This is a genomic window from Nocardia sp. NPDC024068, assembly GCF_040638875.1.
Lineage (GTDB): Bacteria > Actinomycetota > Actinomycetes > Mycobacteriales > Mycobacteriaceae > Nocardia.
In genome coordinates this window covers 1-19793 of sequence record NZ_JBEZYU010000051.1, presented here as the reverse complement: position 1 = coordinate 19793, position 19793 = coordinate 1, and the positions used below count along the sequence as shown (strand labels likewise).

The following is a 19793-nucleotide window of genomic DNA, read 5'->3' as shown; positions in this document are numbered from 1 at the left end:
GCGGGGCCGAGGATATCAATCAGCCACGCCGGTCGCCCGCTTGGTCGTTTCCGAACCGGGTTCACCGGTGAAAACGAACTTGTCATACGCCCAATACCGAAACACCACGGCCACTATCTGACCCACCAATGTTCCGGAAATATTGTCCGCAAGCGGACTCGACAGGTCCAGGATGTAGCGCGAAAAGCCCAGGCAACCCAATTGCAGGCCGATCGCGATCACATTGATCACCGCGTACATCAGGTACTCGCGCAGCGGGCTGCCGGACTGCTTGTGCGAGAAGGTCCACCATTTGTTGCCGAAGTAGGTGACCACCGTCGCCACCGCGATCGCGATGATCTTGGCGGGCAGCGGCAAGTCGTACATCAGACCCTCGCCGCCCCAGGCGCCCAGGTTGAACACCAGCATGTTGTAGGTCCCGGCATCGACCAGGAAACCCACCACGCCGACCACCAGGAACGCCGCGCTCTGCCGCAGCCCGGTGCGCACTCGCTGGACCAGCGAACGCGGAGCCGGGGCGTCGGCGACCACGGCCGATGACTCACCAGATGACACGCGCCGACGGTACCGCAGTGACCTGAGCCTCCCCACCGGTCCGCATGAGCGAGTCAGGCCCGAAGGCGGTAGCGAAGCGGCACCACGCGGGGCCTCGCGCATGCCTGACGAACCCCGACCCGGTACTCTCCCCGTGTTCCCACTATCAGCCGATTTCGAGGATTTGACCAGGTGGAATCCACCGATCACACGCCGGACACACTCCGCATCGCCGCCGTGGTCCCATGCCACAACGAAGAAGCGTCGGTCGCCAAAGTCGTCACCGACCTCAGAGCCGCGGTGCCCGGAATTGTCGTGTACGTGTACGACAACCTCAGCACCGACGCGACCGCGGAGAAGGCGCGCGCCGCCGGAGCGATCGTGCGCGCGGAAATGGCCAAGGGCAAGGGCAATGTGGTGCGGCGCGCCTTCGCCGATATCGAAGCCGATGTGTACCTCATGATCGACGGCGACGACACCTACGAGGCGTCCGCGGCACCGCAGATGATCGACACCCTGCTCTCGGGCCCGTTCGACCACGTCCTCGGTGTCCGGAAACAGGATGTGGGTGGATCCGCCTACCGGTCGGGTCACGAAACCGGAAACAAAGTTCTCAACGGCGTGGTCGGCAAGGTTTTCGGCGAGAACGTCGAGGATATGCTCAGCGGATTCCGGGTGTTCTCCCGGCGTTTCGTCAAGAGTTTCCCCGCGGTCTCCCGCGAATTCGAGATCGAGACCGAACTGACCGTCCATTCGCTGCACCTGCGGATTCCGCAGACCGCGGTACCCGTCGGCTTCCGCGACCGCCCCGCCGGCAGCGAGAGCAAACTGCGCACCTACCACGACGGATTCAAAATCCTGGCGCTGATATTCGGCCTGGCCCGGCACGAACGGCCCGTCGCGTTCTACGGGCTGTTCGGCACCCTGAGCTGGATCATATCGGTGGGGCTGACCATCCCGATCATCGCGGAATTCTACGAATCGCATACGGTTCCGCGGTTCCCGACTCTCTTCCTGGCCTGCACCCTGCTGCTGGTCGGTTTCCTGGCCTGGACCGCGGGCCTGATCCTGGACGGGATCCGCCGCTCCCGGCACGAGGCCGCCCGGCTGATCTACCTGCGCTATGAGGCGCCGGCCGCACCGGCGTACCCGGCCGGGACCGACCGGCCCGGAGTGGTTGCCGAGGACATCCGTTGACCGCCGGAACCGAGACCCGCTCTGCCGATTCCGAGCAGACCGCGGGTCGTTCCCGCCTGTCCGGACCGCGCGGCGCCGGGAAGGCGCTGATCGGCCGGGCCGGACCGGCGACCGTCGCGTTCACGCTGCTGGCCGGGATTTTCGGCCTGGTCTTCGCGGTGATGAGCCCGCCGTTCTGGGGTCACGACGAACTCACCCAGTTCGGGCGGGCCTACCAGGTCGCGCACGGCGGTCTGCTGCCGGCCGAGATCGAGGACGGCCGCGGCGTCGCCTACGGCGGTGAAGTGCCGGCCGCGGTCGAGGCCCTCATGGGCTTCGCCTTGGACGACTACACCCACAATCCCGGCGAACCGTTCCCCATGGTCGCCGAACCCGGCACCTACCAGCGGCTCAGCGAAGCACCGGTCACCGACGACAAGAAGATCGTCTGGTTCACCAATACCGCCGCCTATTCGGCGGTCCCCTACATTCCGAACGCGATCGGCATCCGCTTCGCCGAACTCGTGGACGCCGACGCCGGAACCCTGGTGCGCCTCACCCGGCTCTCCGGTCTGGCGGCCTACCTGCTGGTGGTGGGTTTCGCGCTGTGGGCCCTGCGCGCGCACCGGATCCAATGGCTGGCCTTCACCGTCGCCGTCCTCCCGATCACGGTGTTCCAGGCCGGCACCATCACCGCCGACACCCTCACCAACGCCTTGGCGCTGCTGGTGTCCGCGCTACTGGTGAAGGGCCTGTTCCTGGGTGACCGGCTGGGTCGCGCGGAAACCGTGGCCGTTCTTGCCACAGCGATACTGCTCCCGCTGTGCAAACCGACCTATGTGCTGCTCGCGCTGCTGGTGGTGCTGATCCCGGCCGAACGGCTGGGGTTGACGGGGTGGCGCCGGTGGCTCACCTGGGTCTGCGCCGCGCTCGGCGCGCTCGCCTTCGCGGTCTGGATGAAGATCGCCGCGCCGACCGGCGAGGGCACCAGCCTGATGCGGCCCCGAGATCAGTGGTACACCGTGGACACCGGCGAACAGCTGACCGGCATCCTCACCGGCCCGTTCGGCTTCCTGCGGACGTTCTGGGAGAGCATCCTGCGCCGGGATCAGGAATGGTTCACGGAGTTCTTCGGCGAACTGGGGTTCTCCTACATCAACGTTCCGGCGACCGCGATCGTCGCCTGCCTGCTGGCGTTCGCATTGGCGGTGGGTATCGCGGAACGGTTCGAGCTGCCGGACCTCCGGCGCACCCTGGTGGTCGCGCTGACCGTGGCGGCGAGTGTGGCCATGATCTACGTGACCCTGTACATGTCGTTCACACCGGTGGGTTACTACATCATCGACGGCGTCCAGGGCCGGTATTTCATCCCGCTGGCCATCGTGTTCTTCGCGGTGCTGCTGCGCTGGATGCCGCTGCGGCTGCGCGGCCCGGGCGACCGGCCACCGGGCCGCGGCGCGGAGTGGACGATCGTGGCCGCGGCCCTGATCGCGCTGGTCACCACGGTGTCGAAATACCACCTGTACGTCTGGGCCTGACCGGCGGCCGGACGGATCGGCGACCCTACCCGTGATCGGTTCGCCCGCCGGGCGCGCCCCGGCGGCCGCCCGTAGGAACCGACACCCGACGGCCCGTCTCGGCAAGCGCCGAGGCGGGCCGCGCGCCGGTTGCGAACGGGCAGTTCAGGGAACGGCTATCGTGCGTTCCCCCGCCGCGGCGTACGCGCGTTCGGTGGACTCCTTCACCGGCCGCCACCAGGATTCGTGCTCGCGATACCAGGCGACGGTCGCCGCCAGCCCGGTCCGGAAATCGCCGTAGCGCGGGGTCCAGCCGAGTTCGGAGCGCAGCAGGGTCGAGTCGATCGCATAACGCTGGTCGTGTCCGGCCCGGTCGGTGACGTGGTCGAAATCGCCGGGCGCGCGCCCGAATTCCGCGAGGATGAACTCCACCACCGTGCGGTTGTCCAGTTCGCCGTCGGCCCCGATCAGATAGGTCTGCCCGATCCGGCCGCGTTCGAGCACCGCCCAGACCGCGCGGTTGTGGTCGTCCACGTGTATCCAATCCCGGATCTGGTGTCCGCCGCCGTACAGGCGCGGACGTACCCCGTCGATCAGATTGGTGATCTGGCGCGGAATGAACTTCTCCACGTGCTGGTAGGGCCCGTAGTTGTTGGAGCAGTTCGACAGGGTCGCGCGGATGCCGAACGAACGCACCCAGGCGCGCACCAACATATCGCTGGCCGCCTTGGTGGCCGAATAGGGGCTGGACGGGTTGTAGGGGGTGATTTCGGTGAACGCGGGGTCGCCGGCCCCGAGATCGCCGTACACCTCGTCGGTGGATACATGGTGGTAGCGCACATCATGGCGCCGCACGGCCTGCAACAGCGAATACGTGCCGACGATATTGGTCTGCACGAACGGCCACGGCTCGGCCAGCGAATTGTCGTTGTGTGACTCCGCGGCGAAATGGACCACCGCGTCGGCTCCGCCGACCAATTCGTCCACCAGGTCCATATCGGCGATATCGCCGTGCACGAAGTCGATCCGATCGGCCACCGGATCCAGTGAGGCGCGATTACCCGCGTAGCTGAGGGCGTCCAGCACGGTCACCGCCACATCCGGTCGTTCGGCGACGGTGTGCTGCACGAAGTTCGCTCCGATGAACCCGGCTCCGCCGGTCACGAGTAAACGCACCCGTCCACAATACGTCCCGTTGTACCCACTCCCACCACTGCGGCAGGCGTGTGAGCGGGACACCGGCGTACGGACCGGCGGCCGATCCCACTCCGGCCGACCGGCCGTCCCGAATCCGGACAAAACGAATAACCGGGCGGACGGTTCGTATTCACGCGCCGAAAAGGTTTCCGGAACCCCACATCGAATGCCGGGGATCTGTGAATAGAACGTGAAGCAACGGATACGGATGGTTCACGGCCGGTTAGCGGAATCCGAGTGCAATATCCCCATTCCATTCAGACAATTTCACGAGGTGACCATATGTTCGTCAAGAAATTCACCGCGACCTCGGCACTGCTCATCGCGGCGCTCGGTATCGCGACCGGTAGCGCCCACGCCGAACCCGTCACCACGCCCGATCGGGTGGGTTTCACCGCGCAGGCCGTCGGGAACCAGTCCGTCATCACCGTCGACTCCGGCACCATGGCCGCGGACAACGGTGTCTTCACCATCAGCGCCCCCGATGGGACGGTCCTGGCCGGGACACCACTGACCTTCCGGCTCGACGATTTCGAACTGCCGATCGCCGCCGACATCTCTGGTGATACGGCCACTCTCACCCCGGTTCTGGACCCGGCGCGCGCCGTCTACCGTCCGGTCGCCCTGCCCTACGAGGAATCGGCACCCTGGAAGTCCCCCTACGACCGTGAGGTCGCCGCATTCACCCGGCTCAAGGACACCATTGCCACCGGCGCCTCTATCGGCACTCTGGTGGGTGGCCTGGGCGGCGCCGGGCTCGGATGTGTGCTCGGCGGTATCGCGGGGGCGACCGTGGCCGCTGCGACGATCGTGGGCCTCTTCGGCCCCTTTGTCCCCGCCGCGGTTATCGGCTGCTTGGGCGGGGTGATCGCAATCGGCGCGCTCGGCACGGTCGCGGGCCAGTTGCTGGTCACCGCGCCGGTCGCCATCGGCGCGGCCATCCAGTACCTCAGCACGGTCAATTCCCCCTTCCCTGCCAAGTGATCGCCCGGTCCGCGCCCCGGCTCCGTCCGGGGTGCGGACCGTACCCGGGAGGTCCCGGCGGCGGGCCCAGAAATATTCTCCGGCGGGTGTGGCGTTCGGTCTGACATGTTGATCGGAGTCAATACCTTCCTGACCGATGAGGGAATCAGCGGTACCGCGCTCGGGCCGGCACTCGAGGAGCGTGGCTTCGACTCGCTTTTCCTCGCCGAGCATTCGCATATCCCGGCCGCGCGGCAGTCGCCCTATCCCGGTGGCGGTGAACTCCCCCGGGTCTACTTCCGCACCCTCGATCCTTTCGTCGCGCTGGGTTCGATAGCCGCCGTGACCGACCGGCTGATCCTCGGCACCGGTGTGACGCTGCTGATCCAGCGCGACGTCATCCACACCGCGAAGGAGGTCGCCACCCTGGACCACATCTCCGGCGGGCGGGCGGTGTTCGGCGTCGGCGTCGGGTGGAACCGTGAGGAGATGGCCGATCACGGCACCGATCCGCGCACCCGCGGCGCTCTCCTCGACGAGCAGCTGGCGGCGATGACCCGCATCTGGACCGACGACCTCGCCGAATACCACGGCAAATACATCGATTTCGACCCGATGTACGCCTGGCCCAAACCGGTCCAGACGCCGCATCCGCCGATTTTCATCGGTGGCGGCGAGGTCGCCGCCCGGCGGGCGATCCGGCTCGGACTGGGCTGGATACCCAACGGAGTGTCCGAGGCGGGCGCGGTCGCCGGTCAGCTGGCCGAGGTCGATGGCCACAACGTCCCGGTCACCGTGACGGCCGTATCGCCCGATCCGGCGGTCCTGGACGCCTACGCCGCCGCCGGTGTCGAGCGGGTCACCCTGCGGCTGCCGACGCGACCGGAGGCCGAAACGCTGCGCACACTCGACGAATTCGCGGCGGTGGCCGAGCGCTACCGCGGCTGAGCGGCCATTACGGCAGGCGGTCGGCGCCCCAGCTGCGCTGGACGTAACCGACCACCCGGTCCAGTTCCTCCCGGTTCACCGATGCCAGCTCACCCGGCTCCAGTGGATCGAAATGGAAGATGTAGAGGCGGGAGGCGAACTGTTCGAACGGCAACGACGCCTCACCGAACCGTTCGCCCTGCCCGGCGGTGCCCACGACCACGCCGTCGCCCCAATCCTGACCGCTGTCGTTGTTGGGGTTGTAGAAGTAGACCCGCATCTGCTCCTGCGGATCGAGCGTGACCCGCAGGATCGTGATCGCATGCCAGCCGACGAAACGGGCGGCGCTGTCGGTGACCGCGATCCCGGCCGGCTGCGGGTGGATCAGCGGCTGATTGCCGTTGTAGTAGGGGTGGTAACTGGCGTAGAAATGCCGCAAGAACTCGTCCAGATCGACCAGGTTGCCGGTGGCGACGTCGACGTTGATCCGGAATCCGCGCCCCGACCACCAGCCGTGGAACTCCGGGTTCACCCAGCGGTGCGGATCGCCTTCGCGATCCGCGCAAGCCCGGCCCATCTCCGCGTAGATTCGGTCCAGATGGGGCACCACCAGCAGCGATACCGGATCGAGGCCCACCGGCAGTTCGGTCGCCAGGCCCGCGGCGCTGTGGCGCGAGGAGATCGGCCGGCCCTCGAAATGCATGACGACCTCGTCGTCGCGCGCGGCCCAGACCACGGTCTGCAGCAGGTAGTCGGGGTCGTTGTAGGCCCACATCGACAACGCCCGCGCGGACTGACAGGTCGGGTTGTCGCCTTGGCCGACCCCCAGCGGCAGGCCCAGGATGGACAGCAGCCCCGACAGCAACCGGGCCCGCGGCGAGGGCGAGGGCCCGAATGCCTGGGTCAGGCGCTGCTGGGCGTACGGTGACAGCTGCAGGACCAGCTGCCGCCACAGCGCCGGTGCGACCGGCCCCTGGTAGAGGATCCCGCGTTCGAGCATCAGTGCCAGCCCGTAGAGACACTGGGCGGTCTCCACGTGCACGGCCTCGTCGATGAGCCGGCGGACGAGTTCGTGGTAGCACAGCAGCGATTCCCGGCCGGTGCTCGACAGGCCCAGGGCCTCCCCGAGCAGGTACTCCCCCTTGCCCAGCAGGAACCGCACCAGCACCGCGTGGTACGGCGAGACCAGCCCGGTGTCGTGCATGGACCGGGCGAAACCCGCGGTCTCGTATTGCAGGGCGGAATCGTCCATCGATTCCAGGCGGGTGCGGTAGACCTCCACACCCGGGTCCTCGCGGCACGCGTCGGTGGTGCCGTACAGACTGCTGATCAACCGGTCCGCGCCGAGCCCGCTGGCGCCCAGATCGATTTCCGGGTTGCTGCGGGCGACCGCGATCTGGGTGATCATCTGCTTGACCGGTTCCACCTGGATCGGGCGCTGGCGCAGGATTCGCCAGATCTCGTCGACGAGGTTCTCGAGTACCTTCTCGTAGCCGATCTCCTCCACCAGATGCCGCAACAGTTCCCGCGATACCTGCGCCATCCGGCCCTGCTGCACCCGTTCGGACTCCGACGGTGGCGAGAACAGCATGGTGATGTTGATCGCCAGCACATGCGACAGGTGGTGGTGCGCATGCTCCGCGGAGACCATCGGGTGCACGTACTCGCCCTTGGCGACGGCCAGCAGCCGCAGATTACTCACCGTCTCCAGCACCACGGTGTCGCCGTTGGCACTGCGCAACGACCCGGTGCTCAGCGAGGGGATCAGGATCTGCGGCCGCGACCAGTCCGTACCCAGGAACAATCCCGCCGCTTCCAGCCCGGCCGCACGCACCCGGACCGCGGCACAGCCACCGGGCTGCGCCAGCACCCGGCGCAGCGCGGTGAGCACGCGCGCCAGCTTCACCTGCTTGCCGAAATCGCTGGCGTCCGCAAGTGCCTGGGTGGCGCCGTCCAAGGTGGCCAGATGCCGGTCCAGGGACGTCCCGCCGCCGTTGACTGGACTCAAGAGCCGAACCTCCCCGGCCGAGCCGTTGTGCCGAACGGCTCAGATATAGAAATCAAGTTCTTCCTGTCGTTTCAACAGATCCCGCAAAGTGTACGGGTCGTCCCCGAAGAAGTACAGAAGACCCCAATGGTTTCCGAACGCGGTGCGTTTGGTTACTTTCTCGGCCAATGGCGAGGACAACTCGTGTGATTCGAAGTATTCATGATCTTCGGTCTCCTCCGGTAGGGACATTTGGCTCACCACACGTCGGCGCGGGTACACCCCGAAGGTGCCCGCGTGCCCCTCCGCGTCCACCACTTCCCTGGGGAAGAATTCGGTGATCTCTTCCTCGGTCGTCTTCGGATCGAAGGCCAGGACCAGCGCATGGTAGGCGTTGAACCCGTAGGCCCGCTCGAGCAGTTCGAATACTTTGAAACCCGGCGGCCGGTAGGCGACCTCGCCGAAGTACATCTCGCCGTCGCTGGTTACGAAATACTCGGGATGCACGAATCCGAATTCGATATCGAATGTTTTGATGAGACGTTCGACCTGACGAACTATCTCCGGACGGTATTTTTCCAGTTCCGGCGTAGCGGGAACAAACACCGAATACCCGAGAGTCACATACTCCGAGATGTTCAGAAAACGGATCTTCCCGTCGTGAATCCACGCCTCCACCGCGAATTCCCAGCCGTCGAGATGGGATTCCATCAGCACCGGAAATTCGTCGTCGGGGATGGTATCGATCTCATCGGGCGTGCGGATCACCCGATGCCCCAGACAGCCGGCCTTGTCGAAGGCCTTGACATGAATCGGGTCGTTGGGATCGCCGTCCAGTTTCATCAGCGTCTGGTTCACCCGCTTGAGGAACCGGATGACGTCGTCCCGCTCATGGGCCTCTTCGAAAATTCCGACCCGAATTCCACCGAGTTGCGCCCGGCGCTTCATCAGCGATTTATCGCGCAACAACATGGCCTGCCCGAACAAACGGGGGTTGTCCATCAGGACGGAATTGATCGCACCCGCCCACTCGACGGTTTCCTCGAAGATCGGAATCGCGACGTCGACACCCATATCCTGCAGAGTCTCGGCGATTTCCATCGACCGATCGTTGAGCCGCTCGAAGTTCCAGGGAACATATGGAATTTCGTACTCTTCGCAATATTCTCGTGCCCAGTCGGGTGCGACGACGACATAGCGGCGATCGAAACGGTCCACAGCCTCGACGGCGTTGAGACTCCAACCCAGAAGTGCGATATATCCCTTATCGGGATTTCGGTTTCTGGATTCTTTTTCCGGAATCGACAAGACGAGCCCCTCTCAATCCATTTTCACAGCGTCGGATTCGGGAGGGCGCGATCTCATCACCGCGTCCCGGCTGCCCTGACGGAACGGGCCTCGGGCGACCACTCACCCGAATCCGTGTCAAATTTATCGATATTATTCCGGACCGGATCCTCTTATCGCCCTCATTATTCAGGGATACCCGGAACAGGCGAAACCAAACCGGCACCGCCCCGTAACCCGGCCCTCACCGTACGCCTACCGGCTCTGCGCCCCACCCCGGCCGCCGCTGCTCGTCCATCCGGGCCTGGTCCGGGCCCCGGTCCCGGCCGGGACCGCTGCCGCACGCGGCGCCGCGCACCCCGGCTGGCAGACTGATCGGATATGCGCGGAATCATTCTGGCGGGCGGCACCGGGTCGCGTTTGCATCCGATCACGCGCGGAGTGAGCAAACAGCTGGTCCCGGTCTACGACAAGCCGATGGTCTACTACCCGCTGTCCACCCTCATGCTCGCCGGAATCCGGGACGTCCTGGTGATCACCACACCCGAGGATGCCGAATCCTTCATCCGGCTGCTCGGGGACGGGTCCCAGTTCGGGATCGCGATCAGCTATGTCGTCCAACCGGTTCCCGACGGGCTGGCCCGCGCGTTCGTGCTGGGTGCCGGGCATATCGGCACCGATTCCGCAGCGCTGGTGCTCGGCGACAACATCTTCCACGGCCCCGGACTGGGCACCAGTCTGCACCGCTTCGCCGAACTCGACGGCGGTGCGATCTTCGCCTACCGGGTCTCCGACCCGACCGCGTACGGCGTGGTCGAATTCGCCGACGGCAAAGCCATTTCGATCGAGGAGAAGCCGAAGGTCCCGCGGTCGAACTACGCGGTGCCCGGCCTGTACTTCTACGACAACGACGTGCTGGAGATAGCCCGCGGCCTCATCCCGTCGGCCCGCGGCGAATACGAGATCAGCGATATCAACCGGGCCTATCTGGAGGCCGGCAGGCTCAGCGTCGATGTGCTGGCCCGCGGCACTGCCTGGCTGGACACCGGCACTTTCGATTCCCTGCTGGACGCGGCGAACTATGTGCGCACCATCGAGGAACGCCAGGGCCTGAAGATCGGTGTGCCGGAGGAGGTGGCGTGGCGGATGGGCTACATCGACGACGAACAGCTGTGCCTGCTCGCCGACCCGCTGACCCGCTCCGGTTACGGTAAGTACCTGCTCGACCTGCTCGAGCACGGACGAAGTTGGTGAGTGTGTAGTGCGGATCAGTGAGATGTCGGTCCCGGGCGCCTGGGTGTTCGCTCCCCAGGTACACGGCGACGCCCGGGGCGCCTTCGCCGAGACCTTCCGTGCCTCCGAATTCGAGAAGGTGACCGGCCGAACCCTCGATCTGCTGCAGGTGAACACGTCGGTCTCCGCGGCCGGGGTGCTGCGCGGTATCCACTACACCGACGACCCGCCCGGACAGGCCAAATACGTGACCTGCACCTACGGCGCCTTTCTCGACGTGGTGGTGGATCTGCGGCCGGGCTCGCCCACCTTCGGCCGCTGGGACAGCGTGCTACTCGACGATCTCGACCGCCGGTCGGTCTTCCTGTCCGAAGGGCTGGGACATGCTGTTCTCTCGCTACAGGACGGCTCGGTCCTGACCTACCTGTGCTCGCTCGAGTACAGTCCGGGTCACGACCACGATCTGGACGCCCTGGACCCGGATCTGGCGATCGACTGGCCGGTCACCGGCCGCGACGGCCGCCCACTCACCTACCTGCGTTCGGCAAAGGACGAGGCGGCCCCGCGGCTGGCCGACCTCTGATCCGGCGCCGGCAGCGCCCGCCGCGGCCGACGTTTGCGCGGCAGCTATCTGCGCGTTCCGCGGCGGAACCGCCAGAACTGCACCGCCCGCACATCCTCGGAGAGCTGATTCATCGGTTCGGCCACATCCGACAGCGCGTGGAAGAGGTCGTCGGCCATATCGCTGATGTGCTCGACCCGGGTCGCGAGCCGGGAGGCGTTCACCAGGAATTCCAGCAGCAGCCGCACTGCCGCGGCGATCGAGAGCGCCAGCGGTATCGCCACCAGCGCCGCCAGCACACCGAGTAGTGCCGACATCTGCCAGGCCAGCACCGTCAGCACGACCGGCACGGCGAGAGCGAACGCCAGACCCAGCAGATAGACCAGCGGCAGCAGCGTCCGAGTGACCGGCCGGCGGAACTGGACATCGAGCAGGCCGCGCACCGTGTCGGCACCCCACTGCCACACGGTCGCCGGGCCCCGTGCCGGTTGCCGCTCGTCCTCCTCGGCCGCCGCCGCGTCGGCGAACCGCTGCGCCGCCTCCGCCCGCCAGCTGAGCCGGCGCCGGCGCCCCGCCGAGCCGGGCGCCTCGGACGGGCCGGTTCCGGTCCCGTTCGCCGATTTCGGCGTTTCCGGCGGCCCGGGTGGTGTCGCCGCCGGGCCGGCCCTCGGAGCATCGTCGGCTGAGTCACTGGCCATATCGGGATCCTCCCCGGATTCCGGCCGGAAGCCAACAGGTGACCCGCCGATCCGGTCCGGCGAACGCTCCGATCGACTTGTGCGGAACGGACATAGCCGGGGGGCGAAGATGAGAGGAACCCAACAATGGAAAAAATTCCCCGGAAGGGCGTAACGCCGCGGGCACCCGGCACCGATACGACCCATGAAAGCCGGAGCTTATCTATACCGGGGAATGGAGATGACAGTGCGTACGACGTTTCCGACTTCCGTCTCGGCGGCCGCCAAGTCCGCTGCCGCGCGGGATTATGCCCAGCGTGGCTGGACTGTCGCCGAAACGACCAACGGCCTGTGCCTGATCACCGACGAAGACCTGTCCGCCGTCGAGGTCACCGGGGAGTTGGCCGCGTCGGTCCGCCGGTATCTGCGCGCGAACGATCTGACCGGTCCGGTGATCGAGATCCCGGGTGCCGAGCGCCGTGAAATCCATCTGGTCACCGGAATGCGCAAGGCCCAGCGTGCCATCGAGGCGCTGCGGCAGGCCGGTGCGGTCGTCCACACCGACGGCGACGGAATCCCGCTGCCGCCCACCCACCTCTCGGCCGGTTCGGCCAACTGGGGTGTGGGCCCCGACGAGGCCCGCTGGGTACCCCCGGTGGTCGCCCTCGGCGCGGCGGTACGGTCCTCGCTCGCCCGCCGGTCCCGTCGGCTGACCAGCGTCGCCTGCTGATATCCGGGCCGTCGGCCCATCAGAACCGAATACCAGAAACCCCGGTCCTGGGAGGACCGGGGTCCTCGTCGTGTAGATCTCGGCGATGCACGCGACCCGGCCCGCGGCCGGGCGCGGGGCATACCCCGCGGACTTCCGGCGGAGTCCTCAGCGGATACGGAAGATGACCAGCCGCTGCACCACGAAATTGATGACCGTCGCCGTGCCCTGCGCGATCACATAGGCCACCGGGACCCGCCACCACAGGCCCTCGTCGAAAGCCTGATAGAAGACCCAGTTGATACCGACCTGCACCGTGAAGGTCACCGCGTACAGCGCGACCACCGCCAGGAACCGGGCCCGGCTGGGCGGGGCGTTGAAGGTCCAGCGCCTGTTCAGCAGATAGGCGGTCGTGGTCCCCGCGATGAAGCCGATCGCCTTGGCCAGGTTCACCGGCAGGTCCACCGCTTCGAGCAACAGCAGATACAGGCCGAAATCCACCACCGCCGACAGGGCGCCGGTGGCCACGAACCGCAACAGCTGCGTCTTCAGGCCGATCTGCGTGCTCTCCTGTCCGGGAGCCTCGGATTCGGTCACCGCGCCGACCCGATCCGCGGATGTGTCGGTTATTTCTGCGGCGTCACCCGGCGCAACCCGGGCGCTCCGGTCTACTGCGTTGCTTTCAGGGGGCACCGACCGAAATGTACTTGCCCGCGCGTCGACGCGGGATCACGGGTGGGGTCCGCGCCCGCGAACGCGGGATCACAGATATGTCCCCGGCCGCGAACGCGGGATCACAGGTATGTCCCCGGCCGCGAACGCGGAATCACAGGTATGTCACGGAGGCGAATCCGAAGATGGGTAACGAGTTGAACCGGAATCCGCCGATGCCTGTAGCCTCTTAGCCGATGTCCACGAAAGCTCCGACCTCGACTCAGGCGTCCGGTACCGAAAACTCGGCAGCCGGTGAACCCGATACCGGAGGTACCGGGTTCACGCTACCCACCCAGACCCGGACCCTCACCGGTTGGGCGCGTACGGCGGCGACGTCCGCCGAGGTGCTCTCCACGAGTGATCCGGAACTCATCGCCAAGGCCGTGGCCATGGTCGCCGAGGACAACGACGGGAAGCCGGCGCATCTGCGGCGCGGTGTGATCGCCCGCGGTCTCGGCCGCTCCTACGGTGACAACGCGCAGAACGCGGGCGGTCTGGTCATCGATATGGCCGCGCTGAACAAGATCCACCGCATCGACCAGGACACCCGCCTGGTGGACGTCGACGCGGGCGTGAATCTGGATCAGCTGATGAAGGCCGCGCTGCCCTTCGGACTGTGGGTTCCGGTGCTCCCGGGCACCCGGCAGGTCACCGTCGGCGGCGCCATCGGCTCCGATATCCACGGTAAGAACCATCACAGCGCCGGCAGCTTCGGCAACCATGTGCGGTCGATCCAGTTGCTCACCGCCGACGGCCAGGTCCAGACCATCGGCCCCAAGAAGAACGCCAAACTCTTCTGGGCCACGGTCGGCGGTTGCGGGCTCACCGGCATCATCCTGCGGGCCACCATCGAGATGACCCCGACCGAGACCGCGTACTTCATCGCCGACGGCGATGTCACGCACGGGCTCGACGAGACCATCGCCTTCCACAGCGACGGTACCGAGGACAACTACGAATACAGCTCCGCCTGGTTCGACGCGCTCAGCCCGATGCCCAAACTGGGCCGGGCGGTGATCTCGCGGGGGTCGCTGGCCACCCTGGACCAGCTGCCCGCGAAACTGCAGAAGAACCCGCTGGGATTCACCGGGAAGACCTACCTCACCTTCCCCGACGTGTTCCCGAACGGCCTGCTCAACAACAAGACCTTCACCCTCGCCACCGAGATCTGGTACCGCAAGGGCGCGACCTACCGGCAGAAGCCGCAGGATCTGACCGCCTTCTACCATCCGCTCGATATGCTCGGCGAGTGGAACCGCGCCTACGGGACGCGGGGCTTCCTGCAGTACCAGTTCGTGGTCCCGCCGGAAGCGGTCGAGGAGTTCAAGAAGATCCTCATCGATATCCAGGCCAGCGGGCACTATTCGTTCCTCAACGTGTTCAAACTCTTCGGCGCCGGTAATCAGGCCCCGCTGAGCTTCCCGATCCCCGGCTGGAACGTCTGCCTGGACTTCCCGATCGCGCCGGGTCTCAACGAGTTCGTCACCGAACTGGACCGCCGGGTACTGGAATTCGGCGGGCGGCTCTACACCGGCAAGGATTCGCGCACCACCGCCGAAACCTTCCATCAGATGTATCCCCGGATCGACGAGTGGATCAAGGTACGCCGCAGCGTCGATCCCACAGGCGTTTTCATGTCCGATATGGCGAGAAGGCTGGAGCTTCAGTGATCAACGCGGTAGGCAATCCGCAGTCCATTCTGCTGTTCGGCGGGACCTCGGAAATCGGCCTCGCGATCTGCGCGGAATACCTGAAAAAGGGTCCGGCGCGGGTGATCCTGGCGGTTGTGCCGGGCGATCCGCTACGCGATACCGCGGTCGCCCAGATGAAGACCGCCGGCGCGAACCAGGTCGATGTGATCGATTTCGACGCCCTCGACACCGACAGTCACCCGAAGGTTGTCGATCAGGCCTGGACCGACGGCGATATCGACGTCGCGATCGTGGCGTTCGGCCTGCTCGGCAATGCCGAGGAACTGTGGCAGGACCAGCGTAAAGCGGTGCAGATCGCGCAGATCAACTACACCGCCGCGGTATCGGTCGGGGTGCTGATCGGCGAGAAGATGAAGGCGCAGGGCTTCGGTCGCGTGATCGCGATGTCCTCGGCGGCCGGTGAGCGGGTGCGCCGCTCCAACTTCGTCTACGGCTCCACCAAGGCCGGGCTGGACGGTTTCTACCTCGGCCTCGGCGAGGCACTGCGCCCGCACGGGCCGCGGGTGCTGGTGATCCGGCCGGGCCAGGTCCGCACGACGACCACCGTCGAGCACTGGAAGGCCACCGGCGCCAAAGAGGCCCCCTTCACGGTGGACAAGGAAGAGGTCGCCGCGCTGGCGGTGGATGCCTCCGAGAAGGGCAAGGAGCTCATCTGGGCGCCGGGCGTGTTCCGGTACGTGATGATGATCCTGCGCCATATTCCGCGCCCGATCTTCCGCAGGCTCCCCGTCTGATTCGCGCCCGCCGGGCGGCCGGTATCCACGTCCGCCCGGCTGATGCGCCGGGCACCGCCGTCCCGAACGGATCTCCGACGAAAACTTCGAGGGCCGTCGCTCCGGATCTCTCCGGTGCGGCGGCCCTCGTGGTATTCGGTCCTACCCCCCGCGCACGGTCGCCCGTGGTCGCGGCGGCTGTCACACTCGTGTCATCCGCTGGCCCAGCTCCCGGCGCAGCACCTCCTGAGACGGCAGGCGTCCGAGGACGCGTAATACCGACGGTCGTAGTTCTCGTTGCTCCTCGTCGGTGAGCAAGCCGACGAGATCGCGCAGATCCATATCATCGAAGGCCGAGTTCATGGATTCCAGGGTACGGCGCCGCGACGCTCCCGTCATCCGTTCGGGAATTCCCTCACCTGGCAATAAACCAACATGTGAGGAACGCCACATGATAGACGAGTTTCGATGTAGCACAAGCCAGTTCACCCGATCTTGATGGGATCTTCGACCGAGATGCCACCCCGGGTCTCCTCGGAGACAGTCGTTTCCGCGGGTCGAGCGTCGGGCCGGTAGGGGGTGAAGCGCTCGAGGGAACCCCAGTCACGGGCCCAGTCGTCGGACAGATAGGTCGCGGCCGAATCGGCCTCCAGCAGTAGCTCCGTCCAGCCCAGCGGACCGCCACCGATATGGTCCTGCCACGCGTTGGAGGCATCCGAACCGACCCGGTCGGGCAGGATGCGCCAGCGCGGAACCTCGGCCACCCCGTGGCTGTGGTCGAACGGGCGCTGGCAGCCGAAAGCCAGTCCGACATGCCAGTCCAGCAGCACCGGATCAGTATGGCCGACAACCGAATCCAGAGTGGCCAGCCGGGGCAGCCGGGGCGGAGTGAGCGCCAGCCACTGCCGGCTGGTGATGTCGTTGTCGACGGCGACCACCCGGATCGCGTTCACCTCGCGGGGCAGCTGGTCCAGCGGCACCCGCAGATTGCGCCAGGACGGATTCGGTCCGATATCCAGCGGAGTCACCGCACCCAGCACCCGCATGGTGCCGTCATCGGCGCGGGTCCCGTATTCCACCGTGACATCCTGGCCGTAGGTCATCACACCGTCGGCGTCCACCGATTTGATCCGGCCGGCGGCGGTGAGCGCGAGCACCCGGTAGGCGGGATCGGCCCGCATCTCGTCGGTCAGATCGAGCCGATACCACTGCGAGGTCAGTTTCGCCTGCTGCTGGTCGTCGGACCGGTAGCTGCCGAGCACCGGCGTGCGGGCGGGGTCGAGACCGAAAGGCAGTGCCACCGTGGAACCGTTGATCCCGGGCTGCACCGAGGTGCCGCCGCCGGTACCGGCGCCGGTGGTGGAGGTGGTCTTGTTCTCGGTATCGGATTCGATGGAGTTCGCACCGCCGGAGACGGTCTCCTCCGCGTCGGCGGTCAGATCCTCGGCCACGCCGTCCGGGGTGAAACCGGTTGTCGTCGTATCGGGTTCGGTGGATATCAGGCCGTTGGCCGGATCGCCCTCGTAGGGCTGCAGTAGCGAATCCGCGGTATTCGTCTCCACGAGTACGTCATCGGCCAGCCCGCACGAATCACCGGCCACCGCGCGGATATTGGACTTCGCGATCGAATAGGCCGGGTACTGACCGACGGCGGCCTTGGTGAGCGAGGCGATCTCGAACAGCACCAGCAGTCCCGCGGCGATCGTCAGCGGGGCCGAGGCAAAGCGCGCCGACCGCGACGGCGGACCGCTGCGGTACGGGGCCCGGTAGTGCAGCCAGAGGGCGGCCAGCAGGGCCAGCACGCTGAGCCCGAGGAACAATGTGGACAGCCCCTTGCCCGCGATCAGCGGCGCCTTGTCCCACCACGGGACACCGTAGCTGGAGACGTACCACCAGCCGTTGGACCCGGTGAAGGTGATCGCCAGCAGGAAGAGCACCGCGGCCGCGAACAGCGCCCGGTTGCGTGGGGCACGGATACCGTTGGTACCCACCGCCACCGCGGCCAAGGCCGCCAGCGAACCCGCCAGACCCGCATACACACCGAAATGGTGGGTCCATTTGGTGGGGGTGAACATCATCAGCAGCAGCGAGGCGAAAACGATCCCGAGAATGCGCACCGACGGCCCCCGCGAGGTACCGGGGATCCGGCCCTTACGCAGCACCTGCAGGACGCATACCAGCAGGCAGAGCAGCATGAGCAGGACACCGAACCGGCGCGCCAGCGAACCGTCCGGGGAGAGCATCAGCAGCGAATCCCAGCGGGTGCGTTCGTCGAACCAGGCCACATTCGGGCCGACGGCGGTCCGCACCCGCGTCGCCTCCATCACCGTCGACAGCGTCTGATCGGCGAAGACAACCACCAGCACCAGGGTCCCCGCGGTCAGACCGGGCGCGATCAGGCTCGCGTAGCGCCACACCGCCCCCGCGCCCGAACCGCCGCGGGCCCGTTTGATGATGATCTGCAGAATCGGCCGCGATCCGGCGATGAGGGCCGCGATACAGATGAGGCCGGTCGGACCGGCGGCCAGCGAGAACGCGGCGATCAGCACCGCGATCGCGGCCGGAAGCAGCCGGGAGGTGGCGATGGCCCGTTCGATCGAACACCAGGTGAGCAGCGCGCCCGCGGCGATCAGCGGCTCCGGGCGCAGACCGTTGTCGTAGGGCAGCCAGAAGGCCAGGAACACCAGCCCCGCGGTCCACAGCGCGACCTGGTTGTCGCGGACCCGGGCGCCGAGCCGGGGCAGCACCTCCCGGCTGATCACGAGCCAGCAGACGATCCCGGCCAGCAGGGTGGGCAGCCGCATCCACGGACTGGACTCCGAGATCCGCGCCATCCACGCCAGCACCTCGTAGGACCAGCCGAACGGCGCCTCCGGGACACCGAACCAGCGGTAGTAGTTGGCCATATAGCCGGCCTTCTCCGAGGCCCGGGCCATATTCAGGATGTAGCCGTCGTCGGAAGTGTTGGCGCCGATGAAATGCCAGATCACCAGGATGCCGAGCACCGCGCCGTCGACGATCCGGAACCGCCACCAGTGCGCCGGCAGGAACCGGCGGGCGCGCCGGCCGTCGGCGGTATCGAGCACATGCAAGGCCAGCAGCGCGATCACCGTGAATACGGCCGCGCCGATGATCGCGGCCAGTTTCAGCGGGCTCGGTGACGAGGTGAAACGGGAATCGATATCGGCGTGCAACCGGATCCCGGCCAGTTGTGATTCGGGAAGATCGGTGAAGACGCCGACCACCTGGGGGCGGATATCCCGATCCACCCCCGCCCGGAACGCTGTGCCGTCCGCCCGTGCCCCGCCCTGCAGATCCGCGGTGGTCGACGCGGCGGTGGAGGCCACCGTGAGCGATTCACAGCCGCCCAGTTCGGCCCGGTCGGCCGACAGCAGCGGAACATCACGCAGCACGACCGACAGCGTGTCGCCGGTCACCGTGACCCGCAAACCCCTGGCGGACGCTTTACCCGATTCATCCGGAACCGTGGTCACCACCGTCCCCTCGGCGGTGTTCAATACCGGGCAAGGCACGGTCAGGTCCAGCCGCTGCGGCTGATAACTCACCAGCGGCGCCTCGACATCGACGGTCCCCGCCTGCGGCCACTCCAGCGCGGTACGTTCCTGCCGGACCGGCAGGAACGGCGCCAGAATCGCCAGTACGAACCCCAGTAGTCCGGAAACCAGGGCCAGCAGACGGATACGGTTAATCGCTCGGGGAGATCGGTCCGGTCGCACGGGGCTCGACTCTAGCGGTAATTTGGAGCGGCTCCGCCGCTCGAGGGTGGGCGGTAATTTTGGAGCGGCTCCGCCGCTCGAGGGTGGGGCCCTATTAACCCGGTTCTTCACTCCCGCCGGTCAGTCGCTGCGCTCCCTCCCTCTGGTC

General features: G+C 66.6%; 17 protein-coding genes. 9 read left to right on the top strand and 8 right to left on the bottom strand.

Going from position 1 to position 19793, the window contains the following annotated elements; genetic code table 11:
- Nucleotides 1–15 precede the first annotated feature (15 nt).
- Nucleotides 16–555, bottom strand: a complete 540-nt coding sequence (locus AB0F41_RS25965) for a GtrA family protein (RefSeq protein ID WP_357428144.1) — start codon at nt 553–555, stop codon at nt 16–18.
- A gap of 171 nt (nt 556–726) precedes the next feature.
- On the opposite strand from AB0F41_RS25965, the gene AB0F41_RS25960 reads away from it, so the two are divergent.
- Together AB0F41_RS25960 and AB0F41_RS25955 are read left to right on the top strand one after the other, a co-directional pair.
- Nucleotides 727–1731: a glycosyltransferase gene (locus tag AB0F41_RS25960; protein ID WP_357428142.1), complete on the top strand. Its 1005-nt coding sequence runs from the start codon at nt 727–729 to the stop codon at nt 1729–1731.
- Complete coding sequence (locus AB0F41_RS25955; RefSeq protein ID WP_357428140.1) at nt 1728–3248, top strand: DUF2142 domain-containing protein; 1521 nt, start codon at nt 1728–1730, stop codon at nt 3246–3248. The genes AB0F41_RS25960 and AB0F41_RS25955 overlap by 4 nt, the downstream gene beginning before the upstream one ends.
- A gap of 144 nt (nt 3249–3392) precedes the next feature.
- Here AB0F41_RS25955 and rfbB read toward each other — a convergent pair whose 3' ends face one another.
- Entirely contained in the window at nt 3393–4403 is a 1011-nt protein-coding gene (gene rfbB / locus AB0F41_RS25950; protein ID WP_357428138.1) for a dTDP-glucose 4,6-dehydratase, read from the bottom strand.
- Nucleotides 4404–4706: 303 nt separating this feature from the next.
- On the opposite strand from rfbB, the gene AB0F41_RS25945 reads away from it, so the two are divergent.
- Together AB0F41_RS25945 and AB0F41_RS25940 are read left to right on the top strand one after the other, a co-directional pair.
- Nucleotides 4707–5408: a hypothetical protein gene (locus AB0F41_RS25945; RefSeq protein WP_357428136.1), complete on the top strand. Its 702-nt coding sequence runs from the start codon at nt 4707–4709 to the stop codon at nt 5406–5408.
- Between the two features lie 105 nt (nt 5409–5513).
- A complete protein-coding gene (locus tag AB0F41_RS25940) occupies nt 5514–6335 on the top strand; it encodes an LLM class F420-dependent oxidoreductase (protein ID WP_357428134.1) in 822 nt (273 codons plus the stop codon).
- 7 nt (nt 6336–6342) lie between these two features.
- On the opposite strand, the gene AB0F41_RS25935 is transcribed toward AB0F41_RS25940, so the two are convergent.
- Both AB0F41_RS25935 and AB0F41_RS25930 read right to left on the bottom strand, forming a co-directional pair.
- Nucleotides 6343–8322 carry a hypothetical protein gene (locus AB0F41_RS25935; RefSeq protein ID WP_357428132.1) on the bottom strand — a complete coding sequence of 660 codons (1980 nt, stop codon included), beginning with the start codon at nt 8320–8322 and terminating at the stop codon, nt 6343–6345.
- 39 nt (nt 8323–8361) lie between these two features.
- The gene (locus AB0F41_RS25930) at nt 8362–9603 is read right to left on the bottom strand and encodes a carboxylate--amine ligase (RefSeq protein WP_357428183.1); all 1242 of its coding nucleotides are present in this window, start codon (nt 9601–9603) and stop codon (nt 8362–8364) included.
- Nucleotides 9604–9969: 366 nt separating this feature from the next.
- Here AB0F41_RS25930 and rfbA point away from each other — a divergent pair, with 366 nt between their 5' ends.
- A complete protein-coding gene (gene rfbA / locus AB0F41_RS25925) occupies nt 9970–10842 on the top strand; it encodes a glucose-1-phosphate thymidylyltransferase RfbA (protein ID WP_357428130.1) in 873 nt (290 codons plus the stop codon).
- A 7-nt stretch (nt 10843–10849) separates the two neighbouring features.
- Nucleotides 10850–11404 carry a dTDP-4-dehydrorhamnose 3,5-epimerase gene (gene rfbC / locus AB0F41_RS25920; protein WP_357428128.1) on the top strand — a complete coding sequence of 185 codons (555 nt, stop codon included), beginning with the start codon at nt 10850–10852 and terminating at the stop codon, nt 11402–11404.
- Nucleotides 11405–11448: 44 nt separating this feature from the next.
- Here rfbC and AB0F41_RS25915 read toward each other — a convergent pair whose 3' ends face one another.
- Nucleotides 11449–12081, bottom strand: a complete 633-nt coding sequence (locus AB0F41_RS25915) for a DUF4282 domain-containing protein (protein ID WP_357428126.1) — start codon at nt 12079–12081, stop codon at nt 11449–11451.
- A 214-nt stretch (nt 12082–12295) separates the two neighbouring features.
- On the opposite strand from AB0F41_RS25915, the gene AB0F41_RS25910 reads away from it, so the two are divergent.
- The gene (locus AB0F41_RS25910; protein ID WP_357428124.1) at nt 12296–12790 is read left to right on the top strand and encodes a hypothetical protein; all 495 of its coding nucleotides are present in this window, start codon (nt 12296–12298) and stop codon (nt 12788–12790) included.
- 147 nt (nt 12791–12937) lie between these two features.
- On the opposite strand, the gene AB0F41_RS25905 is transcribed toward AB0F41_RS25910, so the two are convergent.
- Nucleotides 12938–13366, bottom strand: coding sequence for a GtrA family protein (locus AB0F41_RS25905; RefSeq protein ID WP_357428122.1), 429 nt, complete (start codon nt 13364–13366; stop codon nt 12938–12940).
- A gap of 311 nt (nt 13367–13677) precedes the next feature.
- Here AB0F41_RS25905 and AB0F41_RS25900 point away from each other — a divergent pair, with 311 nt between their 5' ends.
- Nucleotides 13678–15153, top strand: coding sequence for an FAD-binding oxidoreductase (locus AB0F41_RS25900; protein ID WP_357428120.1), 1476 nt, complete (start codon nt 13678–13680; stop codon nt 15151–15153).
- Nucleotides 15150–15929, top strand: a complete 780-nt coding sequence (locus AB0F41_RS25895) for a decaprenylphospho-beta-D-erythro-pentofuranosid-2-ulose 2-reductase (RefSeq protein ID WP_357428118.1) — start codon at nt 15150–15152, stop codon at nt 15927–15929. The genes AB0F41_RS25900 and AB0F41_RS25895 overlap by 4 nt, the downstream gene beginning before the upstream one ends.
- 180 nt (nt 15930–16109) lie before the next feature.
- On the opposite strand, the gene AB0F41_RS25890 is transcribed toward AB0F41_RS25895, so the two are convergent.
- Together AB0F41_RS25890 and AB0F41_RS25885 are read right to left on the bottom strand one after the other, a co-directional pair.
- Nucleotides 16110–16271, bottom strand: a complete 162-nt coding sequence (locus AB0F41_RS25890; protein ID WP_357428116.1) for a hypothetical protein — start codon at nt 16269–16271, stop codon at nt 16110–16112.
- A gap of 122 nt (nt 16272–16393) precedes the next feature.
- A complete protein-coding gene (locus AB0F41_RS25885) occupies nt 16394–19645 on the bottom strand; it encodes an arabinosyltransferase domain-containing protein (protein ID WP_357428114.1) in 3252 nt (1083 codons plus the stop codon).
- Between the last annotated feature and the right edge of the window lie 148 nt (nt 19646–19793).

What these genes read in the sequence shown, in the direction of transcription:
- AB0F41_RS25945 (WP_357428136.1), top strand. Translation starts at nt 4,707, where the DNA reads ATGTTCGTCAAGAAATTCACCGCGACCTCGGCACTGCTCATCGCGGCG.
- AB0F41_RS25940 (WP_357428134.1), top strand. Translation starts at nt 5,514, where the DNA reads ATGTTGATCGGAGTCAATACCTTCCTGACCGATGAGGGAATCAGCGGT.
- rfbA (WP_357428130.1), top strand. Translation starts at nt 9,970, where the DNA reads ATGCGCGGAATCATTCTGGCGGGCGGCACCGGGTCGCGTTTGCATCCG.
- AB0F41_RS25915 (WP_357428126.1), bottom strand. Translation starts at nt 12,081, where the DNA reads ATGGCCAGTGACTCAGCCGACGATGCTCCGAGGGCCGGCCCGGCGGCG.
- AB0F41_RS25910 (WP_357428124.1), top strand. Translation starts at nt 12,296, where the DNA reads ATGGAGATGACAGTGCGTACGACGTTTCCGACTTCCGTCTCGGCGGCC.
- AB0F41_RS25900 (WP_357428120.1), top strand. Translation starts at nt 13,678, where the DNA reads ATGTCCACGAAAGCTCCGACCTCGACTCAGGCGTCCGGTACCGAAAAC.
- AB0F41_RS25890 (WP_357428116.1), bottom strand. Translation starts at nt 16,271, where the DNA reads ATGAACTCGGCCTTCGATGATATGGATCTGCGCGATCTCGTCGGCTTG.